Here is a 26,082-nt window from a genome sequence, read left to right on the forward strand (position 1 = left end):
GCAATGCCGGGAAACATATAACGAATAGCGCGTGGTGATTAAGCCTTAGTAGTATCCGTTCGGCACTACCTAATACTAATTACTTATTTTTAAATGGAATTTAATCATGTCGTTTTTAAATCAGCGCGGTATCTTCATGCAGCTGTTGGCCCCAACTATTACCAATACGCGGGAGGCGCGCGTATCTATGCAGCTGGGCCGTAAGGAATCGGGCTGGGACGCAGAGGCCGGCGCAGTAACGGATGTTCTCGTGGACTCGGTTTACGTTGATGCGGTATCCAATGATGGCGGGCGTTCTTTCAGTATCAAATCGATCAATAGCGATGTTGATGGAGATGGTGATATCGACAATGACGACAAGGTAAAACTGCTGGCGCTGGCAAAAGCTTACTCCAGCATTGTGAATCCTTGATTCATAAGTACCCCTGAATGGATCATCATTCAGGTGTACTTGGTTAATGCCAAAGTAAGGCGCGGCATTTACACGCGTTCAATTAATCAAGGCGTGGGAAAACATCCTGGTCAATCGAACGTTCAAGGAACACTTCAAGCGAAGTTAGCAGAGAGCGCGCATCACCCGGTGTAAAGACGGCCTCTCGAAAGGCCTTACCCGTTGCCACATGGAATACACCGTCCCGTTGAAAACGTTTGAAGGCCTCAGTTGCCAATACCCCTGACCACTTATAGGCGTAAACCGACGCCTCATAACCCGTCACCATGTAGTCGAAGCTGTTGGCGAACCGGCAGTAGCTCGGCAGTTGCAGGTGCGGGATCTCTTTTTGAATGTCATCGAACACTTGCTGCACGGTACGGCCATCGCCGTGGCATCGATGCAATTCAAAGTCGAAGAGCGCGCTCATCAACAGCTCTGCGGTTTGCCAACTGGTCTGGGTGCGGACAGCAGCCAGGACGCGGCCGACCCGCTCTTCACCCAAGCGCGCTCCGGTTTGGTAGTTGGCAGCGAGCCATGACAGGAACTCAGGTGAAAGGCACCAGAGCTCGAACAGTTGCCCGGCGAATTCGGCGCTGTCACGCCCCCATTGCGAAACACCGGACAGCGTGTGATGAGGGGAGCGCGTCAAAACATGCTGCAGACAGTGACCAAATTCGTGAAAAAGTACCCGTAGATCCTGATGCACCAGGAGGCATGGCTGATCGCCCGTGCCCGGCGTGAAGTTGCCGTACAGAATGGCGATCGGCAAGGTGACCAGGCCCTCGGCGTCCCGGCGGCGATTACGCGGTGTGGCCGTCCAGGCGAAGTCGGTACTTTCGGTTCGGTGAAAAGGGTCGAGGTAGATGTGCCCGATCACCCGGTCGTATTCTCTGACCTCAAACAAACGGACGCTGACATGCCAACGGCTGAATTCTTTCTGCTCCACAATCCGGATGCCGAACATGCGTTCGCTGAACAGGCACAGACGATGCAACGTCCCATCGAGCGGGAACCAGGATTTCAGGTTTTTCAGGGCGTCACCGTGCAGCTTCTGACGCAACTTTCTGGCGAGAAATTCTCGGTCCCATGGCTGGACATCGGTGATGCCCTGCGTCAGGGCAAAGGTTTCGAGCGCTTTGGCATCGCTGTCGAATTGCCGGGTCGATTGCGCGATCTGTTGACGCAGAAACCCGCTGACGTGAGCGGGCGATCGCGCCATTTTTTTCACCAATGCCAGTTGCGCGAAATTTTCGTAGCCGAGCAGTTCAGCCTTGCGTTGGCGCTCAGCCAGCAGCAACTCGAGCACAGGACCGTTATCGAATTCTCCGGCAAGGGGGCCTTGGTCTGAGGCGCGGGTGGCATAGGCGACAAAAAACTGTTCGCGAAGCGCCCGGTTTTCGGCGTGGACCAGCACGTGCTGAAAGGTATTCTGGTCCAGCTGCATCAGCCAGCCTTCGATCCCGGCCTGTTGGGCGTTTGATGCCAGCTGGGCCTTGATCGCACTGGAAAGTCCGGCTAGTGCCGACTCATCCTCGATATGCTTGGTCCAGGCTGCCGAGGCGCTTTGCAGCTGATTTAGGAACAGGCTCTCTCCAGCGCACTGATGTCCTGATTGATCCGCATCAGTTGCTGTTGACGCTCGACATCCAGCTCGATGCCCGACAGACGATAGCTGCGCAGAATTTTGCTTAAGACCGCTGTGCGTGACTCATCGAAATTTTCTGCAATCGGGCTCTCCACCAGCTGCTGATAGCGTTGGTAGAGCAATTTGTTGCTCATTTTCTCCGCGTTGTAAGCCGATGCAGCCTCGCGGGCTCCGGCAATTGCCACGTGCCAAGCGTCATCCTGCTTCACCAGATTGAGCGTTTCGATGATGGCCAGGGTTTCAGACAGGCGCGCGTCGGTTTCATCGACTGCGATCACCAGGTCATCCCATGTCGGGAAGGCGTACTGGCTGGTAATGATGTCGGCAAGCGCCTGACGGTTTTCCGAAATGATTGTTTCGATGGCCGGCACCAAATGCTCGGTGCGGATGGCGGTCCAGGGCGGCAGTGTCCAGGTCTGCAGCAGTGGGTTGGATGTAGTCATGGCGTCTTCCTTGAGTGAGGTCTGAACGGGTCAGCCTACTCAGGAAGCGCAAAGCAAGGTGGTAGATAATTACCGCCTCTCACGCTGTTCGGCGTGAGGGCCGGTAGTGTTCATTCAGGCTTTTTCTTCAGCTTGGGATTGGGAAAAAACTGCACGGCCTGTACTTTGGTATCCGCAGCTTTCAATGCAGATGTATTGACCCGGGTGCCCAATTCCTTCGGCACCGACAGCCCTTGTTCATTCAGCGTGTCGGCATAACCGCAGGCCACACATTCACGGTGCGGAACATCATCTTCGTTCCACATCCGCAATTTGTCCGGCTCGTTGCATGCCGGGCAAACAGCCCCGGCGATGAAGCGTTTTTTAGTGATCACAGGCACCTCACTCATGCTGCGGCGTCCTCACTCAGGCCGCTATGACGCAAGAGTGCGTCAATCGATGGCGCACGGCCACGGAAGTCGACGAACAGCACCATCGGCTCTTGGGAGCCACCGCGTGCGAGGATTGCTTCACGGAACGCTCGGCCGGTTTCAGCGTTGAGCACGCCATCCTCTTCAAATCTGGAAAAGGCGTCGGCCGACAGAACTTCAGCCCATTTATAACTGTAATAGCCTGCCGCGTAACCACCGGCAAAAATGTGCGCGAAGCTGTTAGGGAAGCGGTTATAGGCTGGCGGACGCATCACTGAGACTTCGTCGCGCACGCCTTCGAGTACTTGCAGCGGGCTTCGGCCGTCGCCGTGGGTGGCGTGCAGTTCAAAGTCGAATAACGAGAATTCCAGCTGGCGCACCATCATCAGGCCGGATTGGAAGTTCTTCGCCGCGAGCATTTTTTCCAACAGATCCTGCGGCAGCGCTTCGCCGGTTTCGTAGTGGCCGGAAATCAGCGCCAGGCCTTCCGGCTCCCAGCACCAGTTTTCCATGAACTGGCTCGGCAGTTCGACCGCATCCCACGCCACGCCATTGATGCCGGAGACGCCGGCGTGATCGACCCGGGTCAGCAAGTGGTGCAGGCCGTGGCCAAATTCGTGGAACAGAGTGGTCACCTCATCGTGCGTCAGCAGCGCAGGTTTGCCGCTGTCGGCCGGGGTGAAGTTGCACACCAGATTGGCCACCGGGCTTTGCAGCACGCCTTCAGCGGTACGGCGACGGTCACGGGCGCCGTCCATCCAGGCACCGCTGCGTTTGTTGGCGCGGGCGTAGAGGTCGAAAAAGAAGCGGCCGACGTGTTGGCCGTTTTCCTTGATTTCGAACAGGCGAACATCCGGGTGCCAGGTGTCGAAGCCTTTTTGTTCCGCGATCTCGATGCCGTACAGGCGCTGGACGATGGCGAACAGGCCGCTCAGCACTTTATCGATCGGGAAGTAAGCACGCAGGGCTTCCTGTGCAACGCTGTAGCGCTGCTCGCGCAGCTTCTCCCCGTAAAAGCCGCTGTCCCAGCTTTGCAAATCCGGGCAGCCTTGTTCTGCAGCGTACGCTTTCAGCTGTGTCAGGTCTTGAGCGGCGAAAGGTTTGCTGCGCTTGGCCAGATCGCGCAGGAAAGTCAGCACCTGATCGCTGGATTCAGCCATTTTGGTGGCCAGGCTCAGCTCCGAGAAACTCGCAAAGCCCAGCAGTTTTGCCAGCTCCTGACGCAGGTCGAGGATTTCTTCCATGACGGGGCCGTTGTCGTTCTGACCGGCATTCGGGCCTTGATCCGAGGCGCGGGTGCAGTAGGCCGCGTACACTTCCTCACGCAGGGAGCGGTCCTGTGCGTAGGTCATCACCGCGTAGTAACTCGGGAATTCCAGGGTAATGAGAAAGCCGTCGAGGCCTTTGGCTTGTGCTGCTGCAGCCATCTGCGCCTTGGCCGAATCGGTCAGGCCGGTGAGGACAGTTTCATCGGTAACGTGTTTGGTCCAGGCTTGCGTGGCGTCGAGCAGCTGGTTGGAGAAGCGACTGCCCAGTTCGGACAATTTGCTTTGCACCTCGGCGTAGCGCTGTTGCTCGGCAGGCGGTAAGTCGATGCCGGACAAACGGAAGTCACGCAGCGAGTGCTCCAGAATGGTTTTCTGCGCCACGTCGAAACCTGCGGCTTCCGGGCTGTTTGCCAAGGCTTCGAAGGCCTGGAAGAGCTCGCGGTTCTGGCCCATCTCGGTCGAATAGGCGCTAAGGGCTGGCAGGCACGACTCGTAGGCTTCACGCAATTCGGCACTGTTGCACACGGCATTCAAATGACTGACCGGGCTCCAGGCTGTGCCCAAGCGGTCATTGAGCTCGTCCATCGCCAGCACCAGGCCGGCCCAGGTCGGTTGTTTGCCCTGGGTCTTGAGGATTTCGATAATGGCAGCGCGGTTGTCAGCCAGGATCTGTTCAATGGCCGGTTGCACGTGTTCGGCCCGGATCGTCGAGAACGGCGGCAGGTCGTAGGACTGCAAAAGAGGGTTGTTCACGCTCACGTTTGGCACCTTGGCTGGAAGAAACATGCGCCCATCTTAATTACAATCGACGCTCACCGCAGCTATCAGCAAAAGAGAGAGAGCCTATCGTGACCCTTCGCAAGTATCAGAATCACTCGCCGCGCCTTGGCAAAGGCGCTTTTGTCGATAGCTCGGCGGTGGTAATCGGCGACGTCGAAATTGGCGAAGACAGCTCGGTCTGGCCGCTGACGGTGATCCGTGGCGACATGCACCGCATCCGCATCGGTGCCCGCACCAGCGTGCAGGACGGCTGCGTGCTGCACATTACTCATGCCGGCCCGTTCAACCCCGATGGTTTCGCGTGCCTGATCGGCGATGACGTAACCATCGCGCACAAAGTCATGCTGCACGGTTGCAGCGTTGGCAGTCGGGTGTTGATCGGTATGGGCAGCATTGTCATGGACGGCGCGGTGGTCGCCGACGATGTCATCATCGGTGCCGGCAGTCTGGTGCCGCCCGGCAAGCGTCTGGACAGCGGTTTTCTCTATGTCGGCAGTCCGGTCAAACAGATCCGCCCGCTGACCGACAAGGAAAAAGCCTTTTTCACCTACAGCGCGGCGAATTACGTGAAGCTCAAGGATCTGCATCTGGCCGAAGGCTACGACAAAGATTGAATCATCCCGCTACTGGCCAGGAATTTTCATGCATTACCAAACGATATTGTTCGATCTCGATGGCACGCTGACGGACCCGCGTGAAGGCATCACCCGCTCGATCCAGTTTGCCCTGAGTAAGCTGGGGATCGATGAGCCGGACCTGACCCGACTGGAACACTTCATCGGCCCGCCGTTGTTGCAGGCGTTCATGCAGTTCTATGACTTCGACGAAGCCAAGGCCTGGCAAGCGGTAAATTTCTACCGCGAGCGTTTTAAAGTCACCGGGCTTTATGAAAATCGCGTGTTCGATGGCGTCACGCCGTTGTTGGAAACCCTCGGTGGCCAGGGGCGAAAGCTGTATATCGCTACGTCCAAGCCATGGGTGTTTGCCAGGGAAATCGCCCGCCACTTCGACTTCGCCAAACACTTCACAGTGATTTACGGCAGCGAACTGGATGGCACCCGGACCAATAAAGTCGAGCTGATCGCGCACTTGATAGCTGAAGAAAATCTGGACCCGGCCAACACGCTCATGATCGGCGACCGCAAACATGACCTGATCGGCGCCCGCAGCAATGGGCTGCATGCCGCTGCGGTGGGTTACGGCTTTGGCAGCCGGGAAGAGCTGAGCGCGGAAGGGCCGACGTATCATTTCGAGACGCTGGATGAGATGCATCGGGCGTTTTTGCGGGGTTAAAAATGTTTCGCAGGCAAGCCTGGCTTACCTCAAATCCCCGCCTCTGCCAACACCTTCAGCGCTGCTTTGCGCTCCACAACCGGCAACGCCGCGAGCTTCTCAGCTGCCGCATAAAACCTCACCCAGTCGCCGCCTGCTTGACCAAACAATGCCGCGAACGCCGGCACCCATTGATCGTACAAACCAAATGGCAGCAACCGGGCATTGTTCATTGGCCCGTAAATCCACGCGTCATAACGTTTGTCTCCGGCCCATCGGCTGTCGCGCAACTGCCTGTACCCGGTGCGTAGTCGTTCAAACTCAGTGGCTTTACGCTCGCGCATTTCCTCGGCGGCCAGTGGCTGGGCATACAACCGCTCAAGCCGCGAACGGGTATCCAGGACCAGCTGAATAAACTGTTCTCGTTGCTGCGCGCGGGCGTTGTTCTCGGGCGGCAGGCCGCGACTCGCTCTCCACTGCCGCGTACCTTCCTGCTCGACAAACGTGGCGAAAGATTCATTGAACTCGGTGTCGTCCGTCACATAGAGGCGCTGGTGCGCCAGTTCATGAAAGATCAAGGTTGCCAACCGTTCGTCTCCCCAGCCCATCATCGAACTCATGATCGGATCATTGAACCAGCCGAGCGTCGAATAAGCCTCGACGCCGCCAACCGACACGTCCATACCTTGCAACTGCATCAAAGCCGCTGCGCCTCGAGCCGCGCCTTGTTTGTAGTAACCGCGATAAGCGACGCAGCCGGCGATGGGAAAACAATGGTTCTGCGCAGCCAGGGAAAACTCGGCCGTGGCGAAGACATTCCAGACCACGTAAGGCCGACCGATGTCGGCGTACAGCCGGTAACTCTGGTTGTCCGGAAGATGCAGATGCTGGCTGACAAACGTCCTGGCTTTTTGCGATTGAGCCAGATGGTTGCGCAGTTTCTCACCGCGCGAAGGGTCGGCGATCACTTCTGCGACCGGCACACGAGCGTTCAGCAACTGCAACTGACCACTGGCCAATTGGCTGTAATAGCTGACGCTGGTGCACCCACTGAGCAACAAAAACATCATGCCCGGAAACAAAATGCGCAAAACGCGATCAAGTAACCCAAGGCTTGGAAGCGGCCTGATCAAAATAAAATCATCCCTGGAAGGTCTGCTCGCAAGACTATCCCGCCTGACTGGAGCTCCGCTATGCGTAAGATGATACTGACGAGCGGCTTATTGATGCTGACCGGCTGCGCTGGTTTTGGCTTGCCTGAACAAGACCCGGCACAAGCCTGGATCGACCTGCATCCGCAGCAGGAAGACACCGCGCTGCAGGCTGTGGAGGTCGACGACAAAGCCTCTACTGACAAGCGCTATTTCGAAGTGCAGCCCGGCAGCCACGAGTTGACCGTTCGCTACCAATTCCCGGTGCAGCCGACCAACATTGGACCTGACGCCCAGCCACTGTGGCGCGATTGCCAATTGAACGTGAAATTCAACGATTTCAACGCCGGGCAGAAGTACCAACTGCAAGCGGGTAACATCGGCTTTCGGCCGTGGGCAAAGCTCTATGATCAACAGCGAAAGGTGATTGGCCAAGGCACGCCGGCTGGCTGCCAACGTACTTGAACAGCGCTATGCTGAATGACTAAACATCAGGACATTTATCATGCGCAGGTCGATGTTGTTAATGGTCGTCATTCTGATCGCCGGTTGTGCCAGTCCGCTCCCGCCGGTTAATCCGCAGATGGCATGGGTCGATTTCTCAACGCCCTTTCCCAACGATAAATTGCTGATGGCAGAACGCCTGGACAATCAACGGATGAGCGACGGGCGTTACTTCCAGGTCTCGCCCGGCAGTCATGAGCTGATCGTTCGCTTCGACTTCGAAGTACCCGGCGGCGGCGGGTTGAGCGGGATGAGCAGCCCCCGTGACCGGTTGTGTTACTTGACCATCAGCTACGACAATTTCGAAGCAGGGCAGCGCTACGTGCTGGAAGCCCGATCAATATCGTTCACCCCGAGTGCCCGCTTGTATAACGCCAAGCGTGAAGTTGTGGCAGAAGATCGGCAGGCCTACTGCATCACCTGAATCCGATCAGTCGTCGTTTCTTTGATAGATGATGCCTTTGGTACCGTTCTCGCAGCTGCCCACGACCATGGCAACATCATGTTTCTCAGCCTCTTCCTTGGAAACGATTTCCAACGTGTAGGAGGGTACCGCTTTCGCCTGAATATTCACTTCAATCTCTTTCTTGAGTTCTTCACAATCTTTCGGCGCCGCGAGAGCCGACGTTGCCAGCGCACTGCAGAGAACCGCCAGGGCAAAACGTTTCATGGTTGAAGCTCCTTGATGCAGCACGCACGAAAGTGCGCTTCAGCTGCTGTCAGTTATTGGACCACAGCGACGCCAATGGGGTTTTGTTTCAGGACAAAAAAATCGCAGCCTGTCGAAGGCTGCGATCGTGCATTGCGGTTATGTGATCAGCTGATCAGCGTTGCATCGAGGCTGATTTTTGCATTCAACACTTTGGAAACCGGGCAACCTTCTTTGGCCTTGTTGCTCAGCTCTTCAAATTGCGCCTGGCTGGCACCTGGAATCTTCGCTTTGAGAATCAGCTTCACCGCAGTGATTGCGAAGCCACCTTCGACCTGGTCCAGTGTCACTTCAGCGTCGGTGTCGATGCTCTCGGCCGTCAGGCCGGCGTCGCCCAGAATCATGGAAAATGCCATCGAGAAACAGCCTGCGTGCGCGGCGCCAATCAGCTCCTCAGGGTTGGTCCCTTTGCCGCCTTCGAACCGCGCTTTGAAGCCGTAGGGCGCTTCTCTGAGGACACCGGTTTCGGTTGAAATGGAACCGATGCCGGTTTTCAGGTCACCTTCCCAATGCGCCGATGCTTTCTTGGTAATAGCCATGTCTGCCTCCTCGAGTTCAGGCGCGAAGAGTCGCACCCTGATGATTGTCGGTTCTATGATTGTGAGGATACACGGTGGTGCAAAGTTCACTGGATCTGATTAGTCCTATAATTTCGTAGGAAATTTCGCCTCGGCTATTGAATCTCGGGTATATGCCCTCATTGCATGGAACACGCTTATGGATTCGGCAGGTTTTCGGTTACAAGAAAAACCTGCGTCTTCAAATTGGAGAACCAGGCTTATGCAACATCTATCCGATATCAAATTCTCAGCCCTTGATTTAGTACCCGTGCGCGAAAATGGCAGCCCGGCCGAGTCCTTGCGCAATTCGTTGGACTTGGCGCAGCGCGTAGAAAAGTTCGGCTACAACCGCTTCTGGGTGGCCGAGCACCACAACATGGACGGTATCGCCAGTTCGGCTACCTCAGTGTTGCTCGGTTACCTGGCTGGTGGCACCTCGACCATTCGCGTTGGCTCGGGCGGCGTGATGTTGCCTAACCATGCGCCGCTGGTGATTGCCGAGCAGTTCGGTACGCTCGAAAGTCTGTACCCGGGCCGGATCGACCTGGGCTTGGGCCGCGCGCCCGGTTCCGATCAGATGACGGCCCGCGCTCTGCGCCGTGAGCGTTCGGGCAGCGCTGACGATTTTCCGGAAGACGTTGCGGAGTTGATGCGTTACCTCGGCCCGCGAACCCCCGACCAGCGCGTCATCGCCATGCCGGGTACCAATACGAACGTGCCGGTCTGGTTGCTGGGTTCAAGCCTGTTCAGTGCACAACTGGCCGGTCAGCGCGGTTTGCCCTACGCTTTCGCTTCCCATTTCGCACCGCGTTTCATGCATGAAGCCATTCGCGTCTATCGCAATCACTTCAAGCCTTCAGCGGTGTTGGACAAACCCTACGTCATGCTCGGTGTTCCGCTCGTGGCGGCCGACACCGATGAGCAGGCTGACTACCTGGCGACGTCGGTCTACCAGCGGATTCTTGCGCTCATGCGCGGGCAGAGCCTGGTCCAGCGCCCGCCGGTAAAAACCATGGACGGCTTGTGGTTGCCGCACGAGAAAGAAGCGGTGGGCGATTTCCTCGGCCTGGCGATGGTTGGCAGCCCGGAAAAAATCCGCGCGAAACTGGGCGTTCTTGTCGAGCAGACCCAAGCCGACGAGCTGATTTTTACCAGCGATCTATACGAGCACGCTGATCGGGTACGTTCGTATGAGTTGCTGGCGCAGGCGATGAAAGGCTAATTTGCGGGCATAAAAAAGCCGGCGTCCTGCGTCGGCCTTTTTAATCCACCTGGCCGTCAGCCTAGCGTTTGTAGACGATTTCCTTGGTCCCGCCTTCGCAGCTGCCAACCACTTGTGCACCGGCAGCAGCGCCTTTATCCACGATTTCAAGTGAGTAGCCTGAAACGCCCTTGGCATCGAGTTTAGCGGCAATCTCGGCTTTCAATTCTTCACACGGCTTGCCGTCAGCCAACGCTGTACCGGCAAGGCTCAACAAACCTATCGCCAAAACAAAATTCTTCATCGGTTGCATTCCCTGGTCGGATCATTAGGGACATCCGGCGATCCGCCGGATGTATTCATGTAGCGCTTTGCCATTCCCTATGGCATTCGGCCAGCGCGCAAGTTCAGAAGACTAGCTCAAACTCAGCTGCTGGCAATACGGAATCCCACCTTGAGCGTCACCTGGAAGTGGGCAGCCTTGCCGTTTTCGATGTGCCCACGGGTTTCGGTGACCTCGAACCATTCCAGATTCTTGATGGTCTTGTTGGCTTCCGCCAGCGCGTTGTTGATTGCTTCTTCGATGCTGTTCACGGACGAGCCGACAAGTTCGACTTTCTTGTAGGTGTGGTGATCGGTCATAGCGTTCTCCTCGGGTTTGAATACAGCCTAGCAGTGATTTTTCCTATTTCTTCTGTGGGTTATTCCGATATGAAAGTTCAGATTTACTGCACTTTCTCGAACCACCGCAGTCCCAACCAACACACGCCACTCATCACCAATGCAGGAGAGCCACCATGGCCAACACTTCTTTACGTAAAGCCTCATTGCAAAGCATGGAAGCCGAGATCGAGAGTTTGCTGAAGTCTTTGGAAAACCTGAAGGACGACGCTTCCGACGAGTCGCGTAAAACCCTTAAAGTTTTGAAAACCAACGCTGAGAATGCGCTGAAGCACTCGCGCCACCTGCTCAGCGATGCGTACGAAGAAGTCAAAGTCAAAACCCGCGAAACCGGGATTGCGACGCGGGACTACGCTCAGGAGCATCCTTGGACTACAGCCGGCGTCGCAGTTGGCGCGGTCGGTTTGCTGGCGGCTTATTTGCTGTGCAAGCGCGGTAACTGATCTTATTGGCGCAGCTCATTTTTCAACCATTGCGCCAATTGCCTGGCGCGCCCGTCTGCGGCGCGCTTGGGTAGCCACAACGCCAGTTGCGCCGGGGTTTCACTGAAGCCCCAAGGCGCAACCAGGCGACCGGCTTTCAAGTCCTCAGCCACTAACGGTTCAGGCGCTATCGCTACACCAAGCCCCGCCACCGCTGCTTCCAGCAGATAATACAAATGCTCAAAACTCTGGCCGTACTTCAGTGCATTGGCGTCGAGGTTGCTTTGCCGTGCCCAACTTGGCCACGCCTGTGGGCGCGAGGTGGTGTGCAACAACGGCTCTTCCAGCAGCGCACTGGGTGGCGCTTCTTTCAGCGACTCATAAGCGGAACAACGCGGGCTCATGACCGGGCCAATGCGCTCGCTGGTCAGTTCGTAGACTTGCATATCCGCTGGCCAGGGCGGTTCGGCAAATACCAATAGCGCGTCCAATCCTGGGCGGCGCGGGTCGAGATCGCCTTCGCCGGCGGACAGGTGCAGGCGCAGGTCCGGCAACTCTGCATTCAGTTGACCCAGCCGTGGAATGAACCAGCGGGCCAACAGACTTCCCGAGCAACCGAGGACGAACGGTGCATCAGCAGTGCTTTGCGTGAGTTCGGCACACACGGTGCGCAGTCGCTCGAACGCTTCAGTGCTGGCGTCTCGTAAGCGAGCGCCTGCATCTGTGAGTTTAATGCCACGTCCATCCTTTACGAACAGGCTTACACCGAGGTGCTCCTCAAGCACTTTCACTTGTCGGCTAACCGCGCCGTGAGTGACGTGCAGCTGTTCGGCAGCCTGACTGACGCTGTTCAAGCGAGCGGCAGCCTCGAAGGCGCGAAGAGCGTTCAGCGGAGGAAGGTCGTGGCTCATGAGATATGTGAGTTTTCCTAACAGGTTGTGGCAATCTTATCGGTTTTCAGCTTAAGGCGTCAGCGGTAGAGTTGAATCATTGTTATCTCACGCATTCAACTGGAGCGACTCATGACCCAGACCAATCTGCGCAGCGGCCCCGACGTTAATGGCCTGTTTGGCGATTTCGGCGGCCGCTACGTCGCCGAAACCCTGATGCCGTTGATCCTTGAGTTGGCCCGCGAATACGAAGCGGCCAAGGAAGATCCGGCGTTCAAGGAGGAATTGGCCTACTTCCAGCGCGACTACGTCGGACGTCCAAGCCCGCTGTACTTTGCCGAACGTCTGACCGAGTTCTGCGGCGGCGCGAAAATTTATCTCAAGCGTGAAGAGCTCAATCACACCGGCGCGCACAAGATCAATAACTGCATCGGCCAGATTCTGCTGGCGCGGCGCATGGGCAAAAAACGCATCATTGCCGAGACCGGTGCCGGCATGCACGGCGTGGCAACCGCCACCGTGGCCGCACGTTTTGGTCTGGACTGCGTGATCTACATGGGCACCACGGACATCGAGCGCCAACAGGCCAACGTGTTCCGTATGAAGCTGCTGGGCGCTGAGGTGATTCCTGTTGTTGCCGGTACCGGCACGCTGAAAGATGCGATGAACGAAGCACTGCGGGACTGGGTCACCAATGTCGACAGCACTTTTTACCTGATCGGTACCGTCGCGGGTCCGCATCCGTATCCAGCCATGGTCCGCGACTTCCAGGCGGTGATCGGCAAAGAAACCCGTGACCAGTTGCAAGCTCAGGAAGGTCGACTGCCGGACAGTCTGGTCGCGTGCATTGGTGGCGGGTCCAACGCCATGGGCTTATTCCATCCGTTTCTCGACGATAAAAGTGTCGAGATCATCGGTGTTGAAGCTGCCGGTCACGGCATTGAAACCGGCAAGCATGCCGCCAGCCTGAATGGCGGCGTACCGGGTGTGCTGCACGGCAATCGCACGTTCCTGCTGCAGGACGACGATGGCCAGATCATCGACGCTCACTCCATTTCCGCTGGCCTCGACTACCCGGGCATCGGCCCGGAACACGCCTGGTTGCATGACATCGGTCGCGTTCAATACACCTCGGTAACTGACGACGAAGCCCTCGATGCGTTTCACAAATGCTGCCGTCTTGAAGGGATCATTCCTGCACTTGAAAGCGCCCATGCCTTGGCTGAAGTGTTCAAGCGTGCGCCGAATCTGCCAAAGGAGCACTTGATGGTGATCAACCTGTCCGGCCGCGGCGACAAAGACATGCAGACCGTCATGCACCACATGGAGCAGACTCAACAAGAGCGCTCCCAGCAGGAGAAACACTGATGAGCCGCCTGCAAACGCGTTTTGCCGAACTCCAAGAACAAAATCGCGCCGCCCTGGTGACATTCGTCACTGCTGGTGACCCAAGCTATGACACTTCTCTGGCAATCCTTAAAGGCTTGCCTGGCGCTGGCGCTGATGTGATCGAGTTGGGCATGCCCTTCACCGATCCGATGGCCGACGGCCCGGCGATCCAGTTGGCTAACATCCGCGCCTTGGCCGCCAAGCAAAACCTGGCGAAAACCCTGCAAATGGTTCGTGAGTTCCGCGAAGGCAACAGCGAAACGCCGCTGGTGCTGATGGGTTACTTCAATCCGATTCACATGTATGGCGTAGCGCGTTTCATTGCCGACGCCAAGCAGGCCGGCGTTGATGGCCTGATCGTTGTCGACCTGCCGCCTGAGCATAACGGCGAGTTGTGCGAGCCAGCACAAGCGGCCGGGATGGACTTTATTCGCCTGACTACACCGACGACTGATGATGTGCGTCTGCCGACCGTATTGAATGGCAGCTCTGGTTTCGTCTATTACGTGTCGGTCGCCGGTGTAACCGGTGCGGGCGCGGCGACGCTGGAGCACGTGGAAGAAGCCGTCGCGCGTTTGCGTCGCCATACCGATCTGCCGATCAGCATCGGTTTTGGCATTCGTACGCCGGAGCAAGCCGCAGCGATCGCGCGTCTGGCAGATGGCGTCGTGGTGGGTTCGGCATTGATTGACCACATCGCAACAGCCGATACCCCGGAGCAGGCCATTGATGGGGTATTGAGTCATTGTGCGGCATTGGCCGAGGGTGTGCGCAACGCCAGGGTAAGTGCTGCGGCGTAATTGCGAGTCAAAGGAGATCGTCTGGACTCCGCCCCGGTCTGCGGCAGTGTCTAGACGATCTTTTGTTTTTCAGGGCAGTTCCAGCCCGCCCGCAGCCTTGTGCAATTTGCGCAAATGCTCGCCAACCTGTTTCAGGTTGGCTTCGTTGGCGGCCATTTCCGCTGCACGGCTTGGCTCAAGCAAAGCCCTTACTTCTTTGTCGAGATCGCCGGTCAGCGCCTGAAGCTGTTTCTGACGCAGACTGCTTTCCGATTCCAGCCGCTGCCATTCGCTCGGTTGCGGTAATCCATAGCCGCCTGTGCCCAGCAACTCAGCAGGGCGGCTGAGGAAACCACTGTTGGCGAGGATTTGTTGCAAGGTCGCGTTGGCCTTGTCCATACCGCCGTTCTTCAGCTCCCGGGCGCCGAGGTAGCGTTGTTTCACCTCATCCTGCGCCAACACCATTTGCTGGCGAAAACTGGCTTGTTCAAGCAGCAACAACGCTGCGCTGGTGCGCAAGTCGGCCTGATCGATCCACGGCCGGCGCTCTTCGGCCTTGAGGGATAACCAGTCTTCAACCTTGTCCTGCTTGATCGGCAGATGCTTTTTCAGCACCTCGAACATCGCTTGATAACGATCCCGGAATGAGTCGAAGCGATACCCCAGGCGGAGCGCCTCGCGAGGATCGTCAAGAACGCTGGTGTCGGCCAGCCCACGGCCTTTGAGCACTTCCAGCAAGCCATTGGGCATGATGCTATCGAGGCCCACCAATTGCGCATTGTTGGAACCGCTGCGCAGCAATTTCAGGCCTTCAACCGCGCAGTTATTGGACAGGAAGAAATAATTGCCATCGTAACTCCAGTGCATCTCGGCTGCATGTTCCACCACGTCTTCTACTTCGCGGCGCGATAAGTTCAGAGGGATCGACGCCAGGCTGCGCAGTTCTGTCTTGGTGTACTCATCAATGACCTGGGCCAGTGGCAAGACGAACAGGCGCGAAGGGTATTTGCCCACCAGTCCGTCCCAACTCGACAGCTGCACATCGCCCACGAAAGCGCGATAAGACAGCACCAGGTGCTGATCCAGATCCAGCCGACAGTCCGGACCGCGTGGCCGACCTGGGGCGCAGATCACCAGACGCAACATGCTGTGGCCCCACCGGCTGACCCAATTCTGGTTGGCCTCGGCGAGCAGGTAATCGACGGCATAGACGCGCTCAGGATCGACCTGCCCCAATGGTTGCTTGGCGAAATCGTTGCCGGCATTAAGAAAGGCGAAGGATTTACCGCAGGTGACTTCGTTGGCAGGTGCCCAGCCGAAATGGTCTTTGTAGTAGCGGTACAGCGCTGGACGGCGGCAGGCATAGCTCGGGTCGAGCAGGAAATACTCCATGTTGACGGCAACAAATTCTTTGGGACTGCTGGTCTCGTAAATGTCGGGGCTGCGAGCGACCTGGCGGTTGTGCTGTTCGCGTTCACCGCGACGGCCGACGTATTGCGGCCAGCCAGCCAGGTCGAGCAGGCGCGGATCGTCGCTGAGGGTAAAGCGTCGATCAGGCTGCCCCCGACACTGGTCAGGAATGCCGATCAAGCCAGAACTGTTGCTGCGTTGCGTGCATCGCAGGATCAACGTCCGTTCAGCGTCCGGCCACAACCGCGAGCGGTCATAAATGTGAGTGAGCTCGTGGAGGACCGTAGCAAGCATTTCCCGGCGCACGGTGCCATGAGGTCGGTAGGTTTTCTGAGTGGCAGCGCTGCCATCCGTGAGGCTGTCGAGAAGATTCCGGTTCAGATCGAGCTCGGAGACCAACGATGCCTGACCGTAGGCATTGCTGGGCATCTTGTCGGTCCAACCGACATTGATGCGTCGGTCGAGTTTCTCGATGAAGCGCGGTGGCAACGCCTGCATGGCTTCATCAAGCAGTGTCTGGCTCGCCTGCTGCTGCGCAGGGGTCAAGCCTTCGGTCTTGAGCTTGAGTTGCAGGCCAGCCTGGGCCGTGTTGCCAAGCAGCAACACAACCCCGGCCAGCAGCCAGGCTAACGATGGTTTCACAGTGCGAGGATGGCTTCGGCGAGCACCTGATCACTGGCGTCACGCGCTTCCGGTACCCGGGTGCGCAAAGTGTTGAAGGCCGCTTCCAGGTGAGCGCCACGAATGTCGCCCTCACTCGCGACAAAACTGGCCGCATCATCATGGGCTTCGCGGATGATTTTCGAGTCGCGGATGGAAGTCGTTGTATCAGAAGTGAAATCGATGGTGCGGCGGGTGGCATTGACCAGAATATTACTGGTGGCAACCAAGGTCTGCGCCTGGGCCATATCGGCGATGAACAGCAAGCCAAGAACGGCAGCAATCAAAGGGCTACGCATGGAACGACTCCGCAAAAATTAGGATACCTATTGGACGAGAATTGCCTGCGCCAGTTCAAGGTCGCTGGCATGAAGTTTTGGCTCGGTTGTGCGCAGGTAATCAAGCGCGGATTCAAGCCGCGCTCCACGCAGTTTGCCGTTGCTGGCGATGAACGCCGCCGCGTCATCCTGCGCGTCAATCAACAGCTTACGATCGAACGGAGCCGAGGTCACCATGCTGGAGGCGTACCCCGTGACCACAATGCCTTGAGTCGACAGATTGAACGCGTCATACGCGTGAGCCGATACCGCCCAGCAGGTGGTCAGAATCGGTATGAACAGGAGCTTTTGGAAAAAACGCATGGGACTCGATGACAGAAAATGAGCCCCAAGGCTAGCGCAACGCCCGATCCAGGGCCAGTTCCGAAACATCGGGACACGCTGGGCATGCCCCGTCGGAACGTGTTTACAAGGTGAGGATGGCTTGGGCCAGTTGCGAGTCCGTTGCGTTCAATTGCGGAGCCTGGACACGGATGTGATCCAGAGCACTTTCCAGCTTCACGCCGCGAATGACGCCTTCGCTTGCGACAAAACTTGCGGCATCGTCGCGTGCTGCACGGACAATTTTGTCATCGCGGAACGAAGAAGTTATGTCTGAAGTGGCGTCTGAGGTGGCCTTCAGTGCGCCTACTATCGAGTCAGTAGTAACAATGAAGCTGGTAGCGCTGGAATTGGCAGCCACGGCAAGCAGGGCTGCAGCGCTGAGCAGGCGAAGACGGGACATGGTGTAACTCCTATGATTGATCTGATTAGAAGTGAGGCTTTGGATCAGACGTCGGTTACACGTCGCTTGTTACTTCTGCGTGCATTTTAGGCCTGCGCATCTGGATTCGCCCAGTCAGTAATTAATTGATGCATCGGCCCCAATGGCGCGATGTTAACTGTACTGGTCTATATTTAAATAATTTCAACTGTGCCGTTAGGAGATTTCATCGCCCACAAACGACAAAGCCCGTCGCGGTTACCTGCGACGGGCTTTGTTTTTTAGATTAGTGCTGGCGGTGGACCCGATAGGTCAGAGCCAGCGACGCTGATTCAGCGCCAGAACGGCTTGCTCAACTCTTCGTAGCGTTGTGCTTCGCTGATACCGGCGTCAGCCAGCAGGCGAGAGTCCAGGCGAGCCAGTTGATGGCGGCTGGCGATGCGACGCTGCCAAAGCATCAGGTTGGCGATTACGCGCAAAGGCATGGAAGCCTGGGTTTTTTCTGCAGTGTTTTCGAAGAACAGGTCGGAACTGAGTGTACGTTCCATGATTGACATCCTTCCGCTTGTGGCGGGATTAGGTAGTGGTTTAACTGATGCCAATGATCCTCTGTTTAAGCAACCCTCACTAGATACAGTTCACCTGTATTGTGAGAGTTCAGTTAGCTGTTAAAGGTGAGTGTACTGGTCGATATTGAGGCAACTGTACCTATGAGCACCAATTTGGTGCGTTTTAGTGCTTTAAAGTCGATTTCATAGGGAAAGGACGTAGGAAAAGACCGGTACAGCAGTACAGTTTTGTAACGGTCAGCGGCTGGCAATTGAGTGTCGTTCTAAATGTAATTACGTCAGCCGCTATCTGTACCCGTCATGACGCGAGCATGCTGCCCGTTTCTTCCAGATTCACGTGCCAGGCCAGGGCATTGCGCAGGACATGCGGCGTATGCCCACCCAACGCACAGGCGGCTTTGAAGTAGTCATCCAGCGCCTGACGGTACTGCGGGTGCACGCAGTTATCGATGATCACCCGAGCCCGCTCCCTGGGCGCCAGTCCACGCAGGTCCGCAAGCCCTGTCTCGGTCACCAGAATGTCTACATCATGTTCGGTATGATCAACGTGACTCACCATCGGCACCACGCTGGAAATGGCTCCGCCCTTGGCAATTGACTTGGTGACGAAAATCGCCAAGTGCGCATTGCGCGCAAAATCGCCCGAGCCGCCAATCCCGTTCATCATTCGCGTGCCGCACACGTGAGTGGAGTTGACGTTACCGTACAGGTCGAATTCCAGCGCCGTGTTAATGCCGATGATGCCGAGCCGCCGTACCACTTCCGGGTGGTTGGAAATCTCCTGCGGGCGCAGAATCAGCTTGTCCTTGTAGCGCTCCAGATTGCCGAAGACATCGGCATTGCGACGGCTCGACAAGGTAATCGAGCTGCCCGAAGCGAAACTCAGCTTGCCGGCATCGATCAGGTCGAAGGTCGAGTCCTGCAGCACCTCGGAGTACATCGTCAGGTCTTCGAACGGGGAGTCGATCAAGCCACACATGACCGAGTTGGCGATGGTGCCAATGCCGGCCTGCAGCGGGCCGAGCTTGTTGGTCATGCGTCCGGCAGCCACTTCCTGCTTGAAGAACTCGATCAGGTGGTCGGCAATGGCCTGGGTCTCAACGTCCGGTGGAAACACGGTCGACGGCGAGTCAGGCTGATGGGTGATCACGATGGCGGCAATCTTTTCCGGCGGAATCGGTATCGCGGTGCTGCCAATACGATCATCAACCTTCACCAGCGGGATCGGCGTGCGTGTTGGACGGTAGGTGGGGATATAGATGTCGTGCAGGCCTTCGAGATTCGGGTTGTGCGCCATGTTGATCTCGACAATGACCTGCCTGGCGAAAATCGCAAAGCTGGCCGAGTTGCCCACCGATGTCGTCGGCACGATATGGCCCTGCTCAGTGATTGCCACGGCTTCAATCACGGCGATGTCCGGAAGCTGGAGCTGCTGATTGCGTAGTTGCTCCACCGTTTCCGAAAGATGCTGGTCAATAAACATCACCTCGCCGGCATTGATCGCCTTGCGCAGCGTGCTATCGACCTGAAACGGCATGCGTCGCGACAGCACGCCCGCTTCGGTGAGTTGCTTGTCGAGGTCGTTGCCCAGGCTGGCACCGGTCATCAGAGTAATTTTCAGCGGGGAGATTCTGGCGCGCTCGGCCAATGCCAGAGGCACGGCTTTGGCCTCACCGGCGCGAGTGAAACCACTCATGCCGACGGTCATGCCGTCTTCAATCAGCGCGGCCGCCTCAGCGGCACTCATCACTTTGTTCAACAACGAAGACAAGCGAATACGATCACGGTACATGGAGGGTTTCTCGGGTGTCGAAAGCAAGGTCCGCAGTCTAGTGAATTTAGCGAGTGCTCGTCCCGCTACAAAGGTCGCATTCGAGGCGTCTATTTGGCGGGTTTCAGACAAAACATCGTTACCGGATCTGTAACAGACACAAACAAAAACGCCCCGAAGCGTCGGGGCGTTTGTTTAGCCGAACGGGTTATTCGACAGCTTTGACCATGTCCTCGATGACTTTCTTGGCGTCGCCAAACACCATCATGGTCTTGTCCAGATAAAACAGCTCGTTATCCAGGCCTGCATAACCGCTGGCCATCGAGCGCTTGTTGACGATGATCGTCTTGGCCTTGAAGGCTTCGAGAATCGGCATGCCGGCGATTGGCGATTTCGGATCATTTTTTGCAGCCGGGTTGACCACATCGTTCGCGCCGAGAACCAATACCACGTCGGCCTGACCGAACTCGGAATTGATGTCCTCCATCTCGAACACCTGGTCATAAGGCACTTCCGCCTCTGCCAGCAAGACGTTCATGTGCCCGGGCATGCGACCCGCGACCGGGTGGATCGCGTACTTCACGGTCACACCGCGATGGGTCAGTTTTTCCGTCAGCTCTTTCAGCGCATGCTGCGCGCGTGCTACCGCCAGACCGTATCCCGGAACGATGATCACGGTGTCGGCATTGGTCAGCAGGAACGTTGCATCGTCAGCCGAACCGGATTTGACCGGGCGAGCTTCCTTCTCTCCTGCAGGACCGGCCTCGGCGGTGTTGCCGAAGCCTCCCAGCAGTACATTAAAGAAGGAACGGTTCATCGCCTTGCACATGATGTAGGAGAGGATCGCCCCCGACGAACCTACCAGCGAGCCGGCGATGATCAGCATCGAGTTGTTCAGCGAGAAGCCGATCCCCGCTGCTGCCCAACCGGAATAGCTGTTGAGCATCGAAACCACTACCGGCATGTCCGCGCCGCCGATAGGGATAATGATCAGCACACCCATCACGAACGCTAGAACCAACATCAATGCGAAGGCACTCAGGCTGCCGGTCAACATGAAGGTAATGCCCAACGCCAGCGTTGCCAGTCCCAACAGCAAGTTCAGTTTGTGCTGACCGCTGAACTGTACCGGTGCGCCCTGGAACAAGCGAAACTTGTACTTGCCCGAGAGTTTGCCGAACGCGATCACCGAACCGGAGAAGGTAATTGCACCGATAGCTGCGCCGAGAAACAGCTCCAGACGGTTACCCGCAGGAATCGCATCGCCCAGCTGTTTGACGATGCCCAGAGATTGCGGCTCAACCACAGCAGCGATAGCGATGAACACCGCTGCCAGGCCGATCATGCTGTGCATGAAGGCGACCAGTTCCGGCATCTTGGTCATTTCAACGCGTTTGGCCATGATCGAGCCGGCAGTGCCGCCGACCAGCAAGCCGACGATAACGTAACCGATGCCGGCTGTTGCACCGCCTTGCTCCATAGAGAGCGCGGCGAGTTTATAGATCAGGCCTAAGGTCGTCAGAATCGCCAGACCCATGCCGAGCATGCCGAACAGGTTGCCGCGCCGCGATGTGGTCGGGTGCGAAAGGCCTTTAAGGGCCTGGATGAAGCAGATGGACGCGATCAAGTAGAGCGTCGTTACAAGATTCATGCTCATTACTTTGGCGCCTCTTCTTTCACTTTCGGGGCTTTTTTCTTGAACATTTCGAGCATCCTGCGGGTGACCAGGAAGCCACCAAACACGTTGACCGCTGCCAGCGCTACCGCGAGCGTGCCCATGGTTTTGCCCAGAGGCGTGACGGTTAACGCTGCTGCCAGCATGGCGCCGACGATCACGATCGCCGAGATTGCGTTAGTCACGGCCATCAATGGCGTGTGCAGTGCAGGTGTGACGTTCCAGACCACGTGATAACCGACATAAATCGCCAGCACGAAGATGATCAGGTTGTAGATACCGGGGGAGATAAGCTCTTCCATCGTCTGAATCCCTGCTTAGGCGTTTTTGCGGATGACTTGGCCGTCGCGGCACATCAGGCACGCGGCGACGATGTCGTCTTCGAGGTTAACTTCGAATTGGCCTTCTTTATTGAAGACCAGCTTGAGGAAGTCCAGCAGGTTGCGCGCGTACAGCGCCGACGCGTCCGCCGCGACCGCGCCGGCGAGGTTGGTCGGGCCGCAAATGGTCACGCCATTTTCTACGACCACCTGATCGGCCACGGTCAGCGGGCAGTTGCCGCCTTGCGCAGCCGCAAGGTCGATGACCACGGAACCCGGCTTCATCTGCGCCACGGTTTCGGCGCTCAACAAAGTCGGCGCCTTGCGGCCCGGAATCAGTGCGGTGGTGATGACGATGTCAGCCTGTTTGGCACGCTCGTGTACGGCCTGGGCCTGGCGCTGCATCCAGCTCGCTGGCATTGGCCGCGCGTAACCGCCAACACCGACGGCGCATTCGCGCTCTTCTTCGGTCTCATACGGCACGTCGACGAATTTGGCGCCTAGGGATTCGATCTGCTCTTTAACCGCAGGTCGCACATCGGACGCCTCGATCACTGCGCCCAGCCGTTTGGCTGTAGCAATGGCTTGCAGACCGGCCACGCCAGCGCCCAGGATCAAAACCCGCGCCGCCTTCACGGTGCCCGCAGCCGTCATGAGCATTGGCATGAAGCGAGGATAATGGTGCGCGGCGAGCAGTACAGCCTTGTAGCCGGCGATGTTCGCTTGAGACGACAACACATCCAGACTCTGCGCGCGAGACGTACGCGGCGCGGCCTCCAGTGCGAAAGCGGTAATCCCGCACTCAGCCAGTTTGCAAATCGTTTCATTGCTGAACGGGTTAAGCATGCCAACCACTACGGTGCCGCTCTTTATCAGCGCCAGCTCGCTGTCGCTGGGAGCGACCACCTTGAGAATCAGCTCGGCACCAAACGCATCGTTGGCGCTGCCAATTGTCGCGCCTGCCGCTTCATAGGCACTGTCGACGACACTGGCGCTAACGCCAGCGCCGCTTTGAACGGTAACCCTATGACCTTGGCCGATCAGCTTCTTGATGGTTTCCGGGGTTGCAGCAACCCGCGTTTCACCCGTTTGGGTTTCGAGAGGAACACCAATGTGCACGTCAAATCTCCTGCGTGATCTTGTTGAGTAAACCCAGGCACTGCGGATGGTGCGGCTGGGGCGGCCGATCAGCACGATCCCGCGAATCAGGGCGGGGCGCGGCATTTTGCAGGCGAACTTTGTGCCCTTCAAGGGATTATGACGGGTGACGGAAAATTAACTACAAGTCACCCCGTGACCGAATGTCGCAACCGCACGGCTCAATGCCTTGCAGGCCGTGCTCTGCAACGATTTCAATGGAAATTCAACAAATTTCATATCGGCATCATGAATGCAAGGTTATTGCTCTGCGATAGAGGCTGAAAGCCACGTCTTAAGCCGCTTGTGGGACGTTTGTGCCTTATTTCAATACAGTTTGCGGTATGCGACAAATACTTATATCTGTAGGGCTCTGAGATTATTGACTACGGGGTCAGCTAACGCCGCAAGCCTTTATTCATGCAGGCTGTAGCTGTGGGCCTGACTCACCAGCCAATCGCGAAAAGCCTTCAATGATGCAGATTCGACTTTTCGCTCCGGAATCATTAAGTAGTAAGCCTTGATACTGGCGAGCGCTAAAGGATTGGCGATCACCAGGCGCTTCTCCTCCAGCTCGCGCTGAATCAGAAACGGCGGGATCAGCGCAATGCCCATGTCATGCATGGCCGCTTGGGCAAGCATGGAGAATAGCTCGTAGCGCGGGCCTGTCATGTCTCGGGGAATATTGAGGTGTTGCGAGTTGAACCACTGACGCCAGGCATAAGGGCGGGTGGTCTGTTGAAGCAGCGGCAATTCGGCGATTTCAGCGGCACTGAGACTTGTTTTCTCGGCAAGCAGTGCTGGGCTGCATACGGGCATGGGATTTTCACCCATCAGCCTGTGGGATTCGGTACCTGACCAGTCCGCATCGCCGAAGTAGATTGCGGCGTCAAAATCGGTGTCGGCAAACAGGAAGGGGCGGGTCCTGTTGGTTAAGTTGACCGTCACTTCTGGATGCTTTTGCTGAAAATCCTTCAGTCGTGGCAGCAACCATTGAGTGCCGAAGGTCGGCACCACCGCCAGTTCAATTACGTTGGCACCCTGTTGGCCCATGACCGACAGCGTATCCCGCTCAACGGCATCCAGTTGGGTCGCAACCCTGCGGCTGTAGGAGAGCCCGGCTTCCGTCAACTTCACGCCGCGTCGCGAACGTCGGAATAGCTCCACGCCCAGGAATTCTTCGAGACTGGCAATCTGTCGGCAAATGGCTCCCTGTGTGAGAGATAGCTCTAAGGCTGCCTTGGTAAAGCTTTCGTTGCGTGCCGCGGCTTCAAAACTGATCAGCGCCGTAGTACTGGGTATCTTTCTGCGCATGTACTTCAACCTCACTAATACATTGCCAAAAACAGGTTTAACGACGTTACGGAGTGAGAAATTAGCACAACAGTATGCAAAATCCTCGTTTGCGCACACGCCGAACGGCGCCTAGGATCAGTCCACGTTATTTGACCCGATTCGAGAGGACACACTCATGGGCGGTAAAGCTAGCTTCAACTGGATCGATCCCCTGCTGCTGGATCAACAGCTCACCGAAGAAGAACGCATGATCCGCGACACTGCCGAGCAATTCGCTCAGCAAAAGCTTGCGCCGCGCGTTCTCGAAGCTTTCCGCCATGAGAAGACTGATCCGGCGATCTTTCGCGAGATGGGCGAAGTGGGCCTGCTGGGCGCCACTATCCCGGAGCAGTACGGCGGCAGTGGTCTGAACTACGTCAGCTACGGGCTCATTGCCCGTGAAGTGGAGCGCGTCGATTCGGGCTATCGCTCAATGATGAGTGTGCAATCCTCGTTGGTGATGGTGCCAATCAACGAGTTTGGTACCGAAGCGCAGAAGCAGAAATATCTGCCGAAACTGGCGAGCGGCGAATGGATTGGCTGCTTTGGCTTGACAGAGCCTGACCACGGTTCCGACCCGGGTGCGATGATTACACGTGCGCGCAAGGTGGAAGGCGGCTACAGCCTGACCGGCAGCAAAATGTGGATCACCAACAGCCCGATCGCCGATGTGTTCGTGGTCTGGGGCAAGGACGACGCGGGCGACATCCGTGGGTTTGTTCTGGAAAAAGGCTGGAAAGGCCTGAGCGCCCCGGCGATCCACGGCAAAGTGGGGCTGCGCGCATCCATTACCGGTGAAATCGTCATGGACAACGTTTTTGTCCCGGAAGAAAACATCTTCCCTGATGTTCGCGGCTTGAAAGGACCGTTCACCTGCCTGAACTCGGCGCGCTATGGCATATCCTGGGGTGCACTCGGCGCCGCCGAATTCTGCTGGCACACCGCTCGCCAGTACACGCTCGATCGCAAGCAGTTCGGTCGACCACTGGCCGCTACCCAGCTGATCCAGAAAAAACTTGCCGACATGCAGACCGAGATCACCTTGGCGCTGCAAGGTTGCCTGCGTCTGGGTCGCATGAAGGATGAAGGTACGGCAGCCGTCGAGATCACATCGATGATGAAGCGCAACTCCTGCGGCAAGTCGCTGGATATCGCTCGGATGGCGCGTGACATGTTGGGTGGGAACGGTATCTCCGATGAATTCGGCGTGGCCCGCCACTTGGTCAACCTGGAAGTGGTCAACACTTATGAGGGGACTCACGACGTGCACGCGTTGATCCTTGGTCGCGCGCAGACCGGCCTTCAGGCGTTCTATTAATAGGAGAACGGCATGGGCGCGCTTTCTCATTTGCGAGTACTGGATTTGTCGCGAGTACTCGCCGGACCTTGGTCCGGGCAGATACTGGCGGACCTTGGCGCTGAGGTAATCAAGGTCGAGCGTCCGGGCAATGGCGATGACACGCGCGCCTGGGGGCCTCCGTTTCTGAAAGACGCCTACGGCGAGAACACCAGCGAGGCCGCCTACTACCTGTCAGCCAATCGCAACAAGCAATCGGTGACCATCGATTTCACTCGCCCGGAGGGGCAGGCGCTGGTGCGCGAGCTGGCGGCCAAGTCAGACATTCTG

General features: G+C 57.2%; 31 protein-coding genes (1 of these 31 cut by a window edge). 11 read left to right on the plus strand and 20 right to left on the minus strand.

The genetic code is table 11. The features are described 5' to 3' along the window. Positions 1 to 106 precede the first annotated feature (106 nt). Positions 107 to 412, plus strand: a complete 306-nt coding sequence (locus F8N12_RS15110) for a hypothetical protein (RefSeq protein ID WP_150581151.1) — start codon at positions 107 to 109, stop codon at positions 410 to 412. Positions 413 to 494: 82 nt separating this feature from the next. Here the strand turns inward: F8N12_RS15110 and F8N12_RS15115 are convergent, their stop codons facing one another. From F8N12_RS15115 to prlC, 4 genes are all read right to left on the minus strand, one after another. After that, positions 495 to 1,877 (minus strand): M3 family metallopeptidase, encoded by a 1,383-nt coding sequence (locus F8N12_RS15115; protein WP_224787707.1) that lies wholly within the window; start codon positions 1,875 to 1,877, stop codon positions 495 to 497. A 131-nt stretch (positions 1,878 to 2,008) separates the two neighbouring features. Next, complete coding sequence (locus F8N12_RS27900) at positions 2,009 to 2,521, minus strand: hypothetical protein (protein ID WP_224787708.1); 513 nt, start codon at positions 2,519 to 2,521, stop codon at positions 2,009 to 2,011. 110 nt (positions 2,522 to 2,631) lie between these two features. Beyond that, entirely contained in the window at positions 2,632 to 2,910 is a 279-nt protein-coding gene (locus F8N12_RS15120; RefSeq protein WP_150581152.1) for a YheV family putative zinc ribbon protein, read from the minus strand. Continuing rightward, positions 2,907 to 4,958 carry an oligopeptidase A gene (prlC, locus tag F8N12_RS15125; RefSeq protein ID WP_150581153.1) on the minus strand — a complete coding sequence of 684 codons (2,052 nt, stop codon included), beginning with the start codon at positions 4,956 to 4,958 and terminating at the stop codon, positions 2,907 to 2,909. Before prlC ends, F8N12_RS15120 begins: the two co-directional genes overlap by 4 nt. A gap of 89 nt (positions 4,959 to 5,047) precedes the next feature. On the opposite strand from prlC, the gene F8N12_RS15130 reads away from it, so the two are divergent. Together F8N12_RS15130 and F8N12_RS15135 are read left to right on the plus strand one after the other, a co-directional pair. Continuing rightward, positions 5,048 to 5,593, plus strand: a complete 546-nt coding sequence (locus F8N12_RS15130) for a gamma carbonic anhydrase family protein (protein ID WP_150581154.1) — start codon at positions 5,048 to 5,050, stop codon at positions 5,591 to 5,593. A 28-nt stretch (positions 5,594 to 5,621) separates the two neighbouring features. Then, positions 5,622 to 6,272 (plus strand): HAD family hydrolase, encoded by a 651-nt coding sequence (locus F8N12_RS15135; RefSeq protein WP_150581155.1) that lies wholly within the window; start codon positions 5,622 to 5,624, stop codon positions 6,270 to 6,272. A gap of 29 nt (positions 6,273 to 6,301) precedes the next feature. Here F8N12_RS15135 and F8N12_RS15140 read toward each other — a convergent pair whose 3' ends face one another. Beyond that, positions 6,302 to 7,384, minus strand: coding sequence for an aminopeptidase (locus F8N12_RS15140; RefSeq protein WP_150581156.1), 1,083 nt, complete (start codon positions 7,382 to 7,384; stop codon positions 6,302 to 6,304). 60 nt (positions 7,385 to 7,444) lie between these two features. Between F8N12_RS15140 and F8N12_RS15145 the strand changes: the two genes are divergently transcribed. Beyond that, a complete protein-coding gene (locus tag F8N12_RS15145; RefSeq protein ID WP_150581157.1) occupies positions 7,445 to 7,867 on the plus strand; it encodes a hypothetical protein in 423 nt (140 codons plus the stop codon). Positions 7,868 to 7,907: 40 nt separating this feature from the next. Beyond that, positions 7,908 to 8,330 carry a hypothetical protein gene (locus tag F8N12_RS15150; RefSeq protein WP_150581158.1) on the plus strand — a complete coding sequence of 141 codons (423 nt, stop codon included), beginning with the start codon at positions 7,908 to 7,910 and terminating at the stop codon, positions 8,328 to 8,330. A gap of 6 nt (positions 8,331 to 8,336) precedes the next feature. On the opposite strand, the gene F8N12_RS15155 is transcribed toward F8N12_RS15150, so the two are convergent. After that, positions 8,337 to 8,576 carry a DUF1161 domain-containing protein gene (locus F8N12_RS15155; RefSeq protein ID WP_150581159.1) on the minus strand — a complete coding sequence of 80 codons (240 nt, stop codon included), beginning with the start codon at positions 8,574 to 8,576 and terminating at the stop codon, positions 8,337 to 8,339. Between the two features lie 146 nt (positions 8,577 to 8,722). Next, positions 8,723 to 9,154, minus strand: a complete 432-nt coding sequence (locus F8N12_RS15160; protein WP_150581160.1) for an OsmC family protein — start codon at positions 9,152 to 9,154, stop codon at positions 8,723 to 8,725. A 241-nt stretch (positions 9,155 to 9,395) separates the two neighbouring features. Here F8N12_RS15160 and F8N12_RS15165 point away from each other — a divergent pair, with 241 nt between their 5' ends. Next, a complete protein-coding gene (locus F8N12_RS15165; RefSeq protein WP_150581161.1) occupies positions 9,396 to 10,397 on the plus strand; it encodes an LLM class flavin-dependent oxidoreductase in 1,002 nt (333 codons plus the stop codon). A 61-nt stretch (positions 10,398 to 10,458) separates the two neighbouring features. On the opposite strand, the gene F8N12_RS15170 is transcribed toward F8N12_RS15165, so the two are convergent. Both F8N12_RS15170 and F8N12_RS15175 read right to left on the minus strand, forming a co-directional pair. After that, complete coding sequence (locus F8N12_RS15170; protein WP_150581162.1) at positions 10,459 to 10,680, minus strand: DUF1161 domain-containing protein; 222 nt, start codon at positions 10,678 to 10,680, stop codon at positions 10,459 to 10,461. Between the two features lie 122 nt (positions 10,681 to 10,802). Further along, complete coding sequence (locus tag F8N12_RS15175; RefSeq protein WP_150581163.1) at positions 10,803 to 11,018, minus strand: dodecin; 216 nt, start codon at positions 11,016 to 11,018, stop codon at positions 10,803 to 10,805. Positions 11,019 to 11,173: 155 nt separating this feature from the next. On the opposite strand from F8N12_RS15175, the gene F8N12_RS15180 reads away from it, so the two are divergent. After that, complete coding sequence (locus F8N12_RS15180; protein WP_028619847.1) at positions 11,174 to 11,500, plus strand: DUF883 family protein; 327 nt, start codon at positions 11,174 to 11,176, stop codon at positions 11,498 to 11,500. Positions 11,501 to 11,502: 2 nt separating this feature from the next. Here F8N12_RS15180 and F8N12_RS15185 read toward each other — a convergent pair whose 3' ends face one another. Continuing rightward, positions 11,503 to 12,390 (minus strand): LysR family transcriptional regulator, encoded by an 888-nt coding sequence (locus tag F8N12_RS15185; protein ID WP_150581164.1) that lies wholly within the window; start codon positions 12,388 to 12,390, stop codon positions 11,503 to 11,505. Positions 12,391 to 12,501: 111 nt separating this feature from the next. Between F8N12_RS15185 and trpB the strand changes: the two genes are divergently transcribed. Continuing rightward, positions 12,502 to 13,737: a tryptophan synthase subunit beta gene (gene trpB, locus F8N12_RS15190; RefSeq protein ID WP_150581165.1), complete on the plus strand. Its 1,236-nt coding sequence runs from the start codon at positions 12,502 to 12,504 to the stop codon at positions 13,735 to 13,737. Beyond that, on the plus strand, positions 13,737 to 14,558 hold the full coding sequence (trpA, locus tag F8N12_RS15195; RefSeq protein WP_150581166.1) for a tryptophan synthase subunit alpha: 822 nt from the start codon (positions 13,737 to 13,739) through the stop codon (positions 14,556 to 14,558). The genes trpB and trpA overlap by 1 nt, the downstream gene beginning before the upstream one ends. 69 nt (positions 14,559 to 14,627) lie before the next feature. Here trpA and F8N12_RS15200 read toward each other — a convergent pair whose 3' ends face one another. The 10 genes from F8N12_RS15200 to F8N12_RS15245 form a co-directional block, all read right to left on the minus strand. Then, positions 14,628 to 16,589 (minus strand): DUF4105 domain-containing protein, encoded by a 1,962-nt coding sequence (locus F8N12_RS15200; protein ID WP_150581167.1) that lies wholly within the window; start codon positions 16,587 to 16,589, stop codon positions 14,628 to 14,630. Further along, positions 16,586 to 16,906 carry a DUF2388 domain-containing protein gene (locus F8N12_RS15205; RefSeq protein WP_150581168.1) on the minus strand — a complete coding sequence of 107 codons (321 nt, stop codon included), beginning with the start codon at positions 16,904 to 16,906 and terminating at the stop codon, positions 16,586 to 16,588. Before F8N12_RS15205 ends, F8N12_RS15200 begins: the two co-directional genes overlap by 4 nt. A gap of 27 nt (positions 16,907 to 16,933) precedes the next feature. Beyond that, on the minus strand, positions 16,934 to 17,248 hold the full coding sequence (locus F8N12_RS15210) for a DUF2388 domain-containing protein (RefSeq protein ID WP_150581169.1): 315 nt from the start codon (positions 17,246 to 17,248) through the stop codon (positions 16,934 to 16,936). A 103-nt stretch (positions 17,249 to 17,351) separates the two neighbouring features. Continuing rightward, complete coding sequence (locus tag F8N12_RS15215) at positions 17,352 to 17,669, minus strand: DUF2388 domain-containing protein (protein WP_150581170.1); 318 nt, start codon at positions 17,667 to 17,669, stop codon at positions 17,352 to 17,354. Between the two features lie 311 nt (positions 17,670 to 17,980). Next, positions 17,981 to 18,196, minus strand: a complete 216-nt coding sequence (locus F8N12_RS15220) for a DUF1127 domain-containing protein (RefSeq protein ID WP_150581171.1) — start codon at positions 18,194 to 18,196, stop codon at positions 17,981 to 17,983. A 319-nt stretch (positions 18,197 to 18,515) separates the two neighbouring features. Then, positions 18,516 to 20,009 (minus strand): acetyl-CoA hydrolase/transferase family protein, encoded by a 1,494-nt coding sequence (locus F8N12_RS15225; protein ID WP_150581172.1) that lies wholly within the window; start codon positions 20,007 to 20,009, stop codon positions 18,516 to 18,518. Positions 20,010 to 20,196: 187 nt separating this feature from the next. Further along, positions 20,197 to 21,645 carry an NAD(P)(+) transhydrogenase (Re/Si-specific) subunit beta gene (locus tag F8N12_RS15230; RefSeq protein WP_150581173.1) on the minus strand — a complete coding sequence of 483 codons (1,449 nt, stop codon included), beginning with the start codon at positions 21,643 to 21,645 and terminating at the stop codon, positions 20,197 to 20,199. Beyond that, the gene (locus F8N12_RS15235; RefSeq protein WP_003187417.1) at positions 21,645 to 21,965 is read right to left on the minus strand and encodes an NAD(P) transhydrogenase subunit alpha; all 321 of its coding nucleotides are present in this window, start codon (positions 21,963 to 21,965) and stop codon (positions 21,645 to 21,647) included. The genes F8N12_RS15230 and F8N12_RS15235 overlap by 1 nt, the downstream gene beginning before the upstream one ends. A 15-nt stretch (positions 21,966 to 21,980) precedes the next feature. Beyond that, a complete protein-coding gene (locus tag F8N12_RS15240) occupies positions 21,981 to 23,102 on the minus strand; it encodes a Re/Si-specific NAD(P)(+) transhydrogenase subunit alpha (RefSeq protein ID WP_150581174.1) in 1,122 nt (373 codons plus the stop codon). A 432-nt stretch (positions 23,103 to 23,534) separates the two neighbouring features. Then, the gene (locus F8N12_RS15245) at positions 23,535 to 24,434 is read right to left on the minus strand and encodes a LysR family transcriptional regulator (RefSeq protein WP_150581175.1); all 900 of its coding nucleotides are present in this window, start codon (positions 24,432 to 24,434) and stop codon (positions 23,535 to 23,537) included. A 157-nt stretch (positions 24,435 to 24,591) separates the two neighbouring features. On the opposite strand from F8N12_RS15245, the gene F8N12_RS15250 reads away from it, so the two are divergent. Together F8N12_RS15250 and F8N12_RS15255 are read left to right on the plus strand one after the other, a co-directional pair. Continuing rightward, positions 24,592 to 25,773, plus strand: coding sequence for an acyl-CoA dehydrogenase (locus tag F8N12_RS15250; RefSeq protein ID WP_150581176.1), 1,182 nt, complete (start codon positions 24,592 to 24,594; stop codon positions 25,771 to 25,773). A 12-nt stretch (positions 25,774 to 25,785) separates the two neighbouring features. Next, positions 25,786 to 26,082, plus strand: partial view of a CaiB/BaiF CoA transferase family protein gene (locus F8N12_RS15255; RefSeq protein WP_150581177.1) — the start only. 924 nt of this gene lie beyond the right edge of the window; only the first 297 of its 1,221 coding nucleotides appear in the window; it begins with the start codon at positions 25,786 to 25,788; its stop codon lies beyond the right edge, outside the window.

This window comes from Pseudomonas fluorescens, assembly GCF_902497625.1.
Taxonomy (GTDB): domain Bacteria; phylum Pseudomonadota; class Gammaproteobacteria; order Pseudomonadales; family Pseudomonadaceae; genus Aquipseudomonas; species Aquipseudomonas fluorescens_BQ.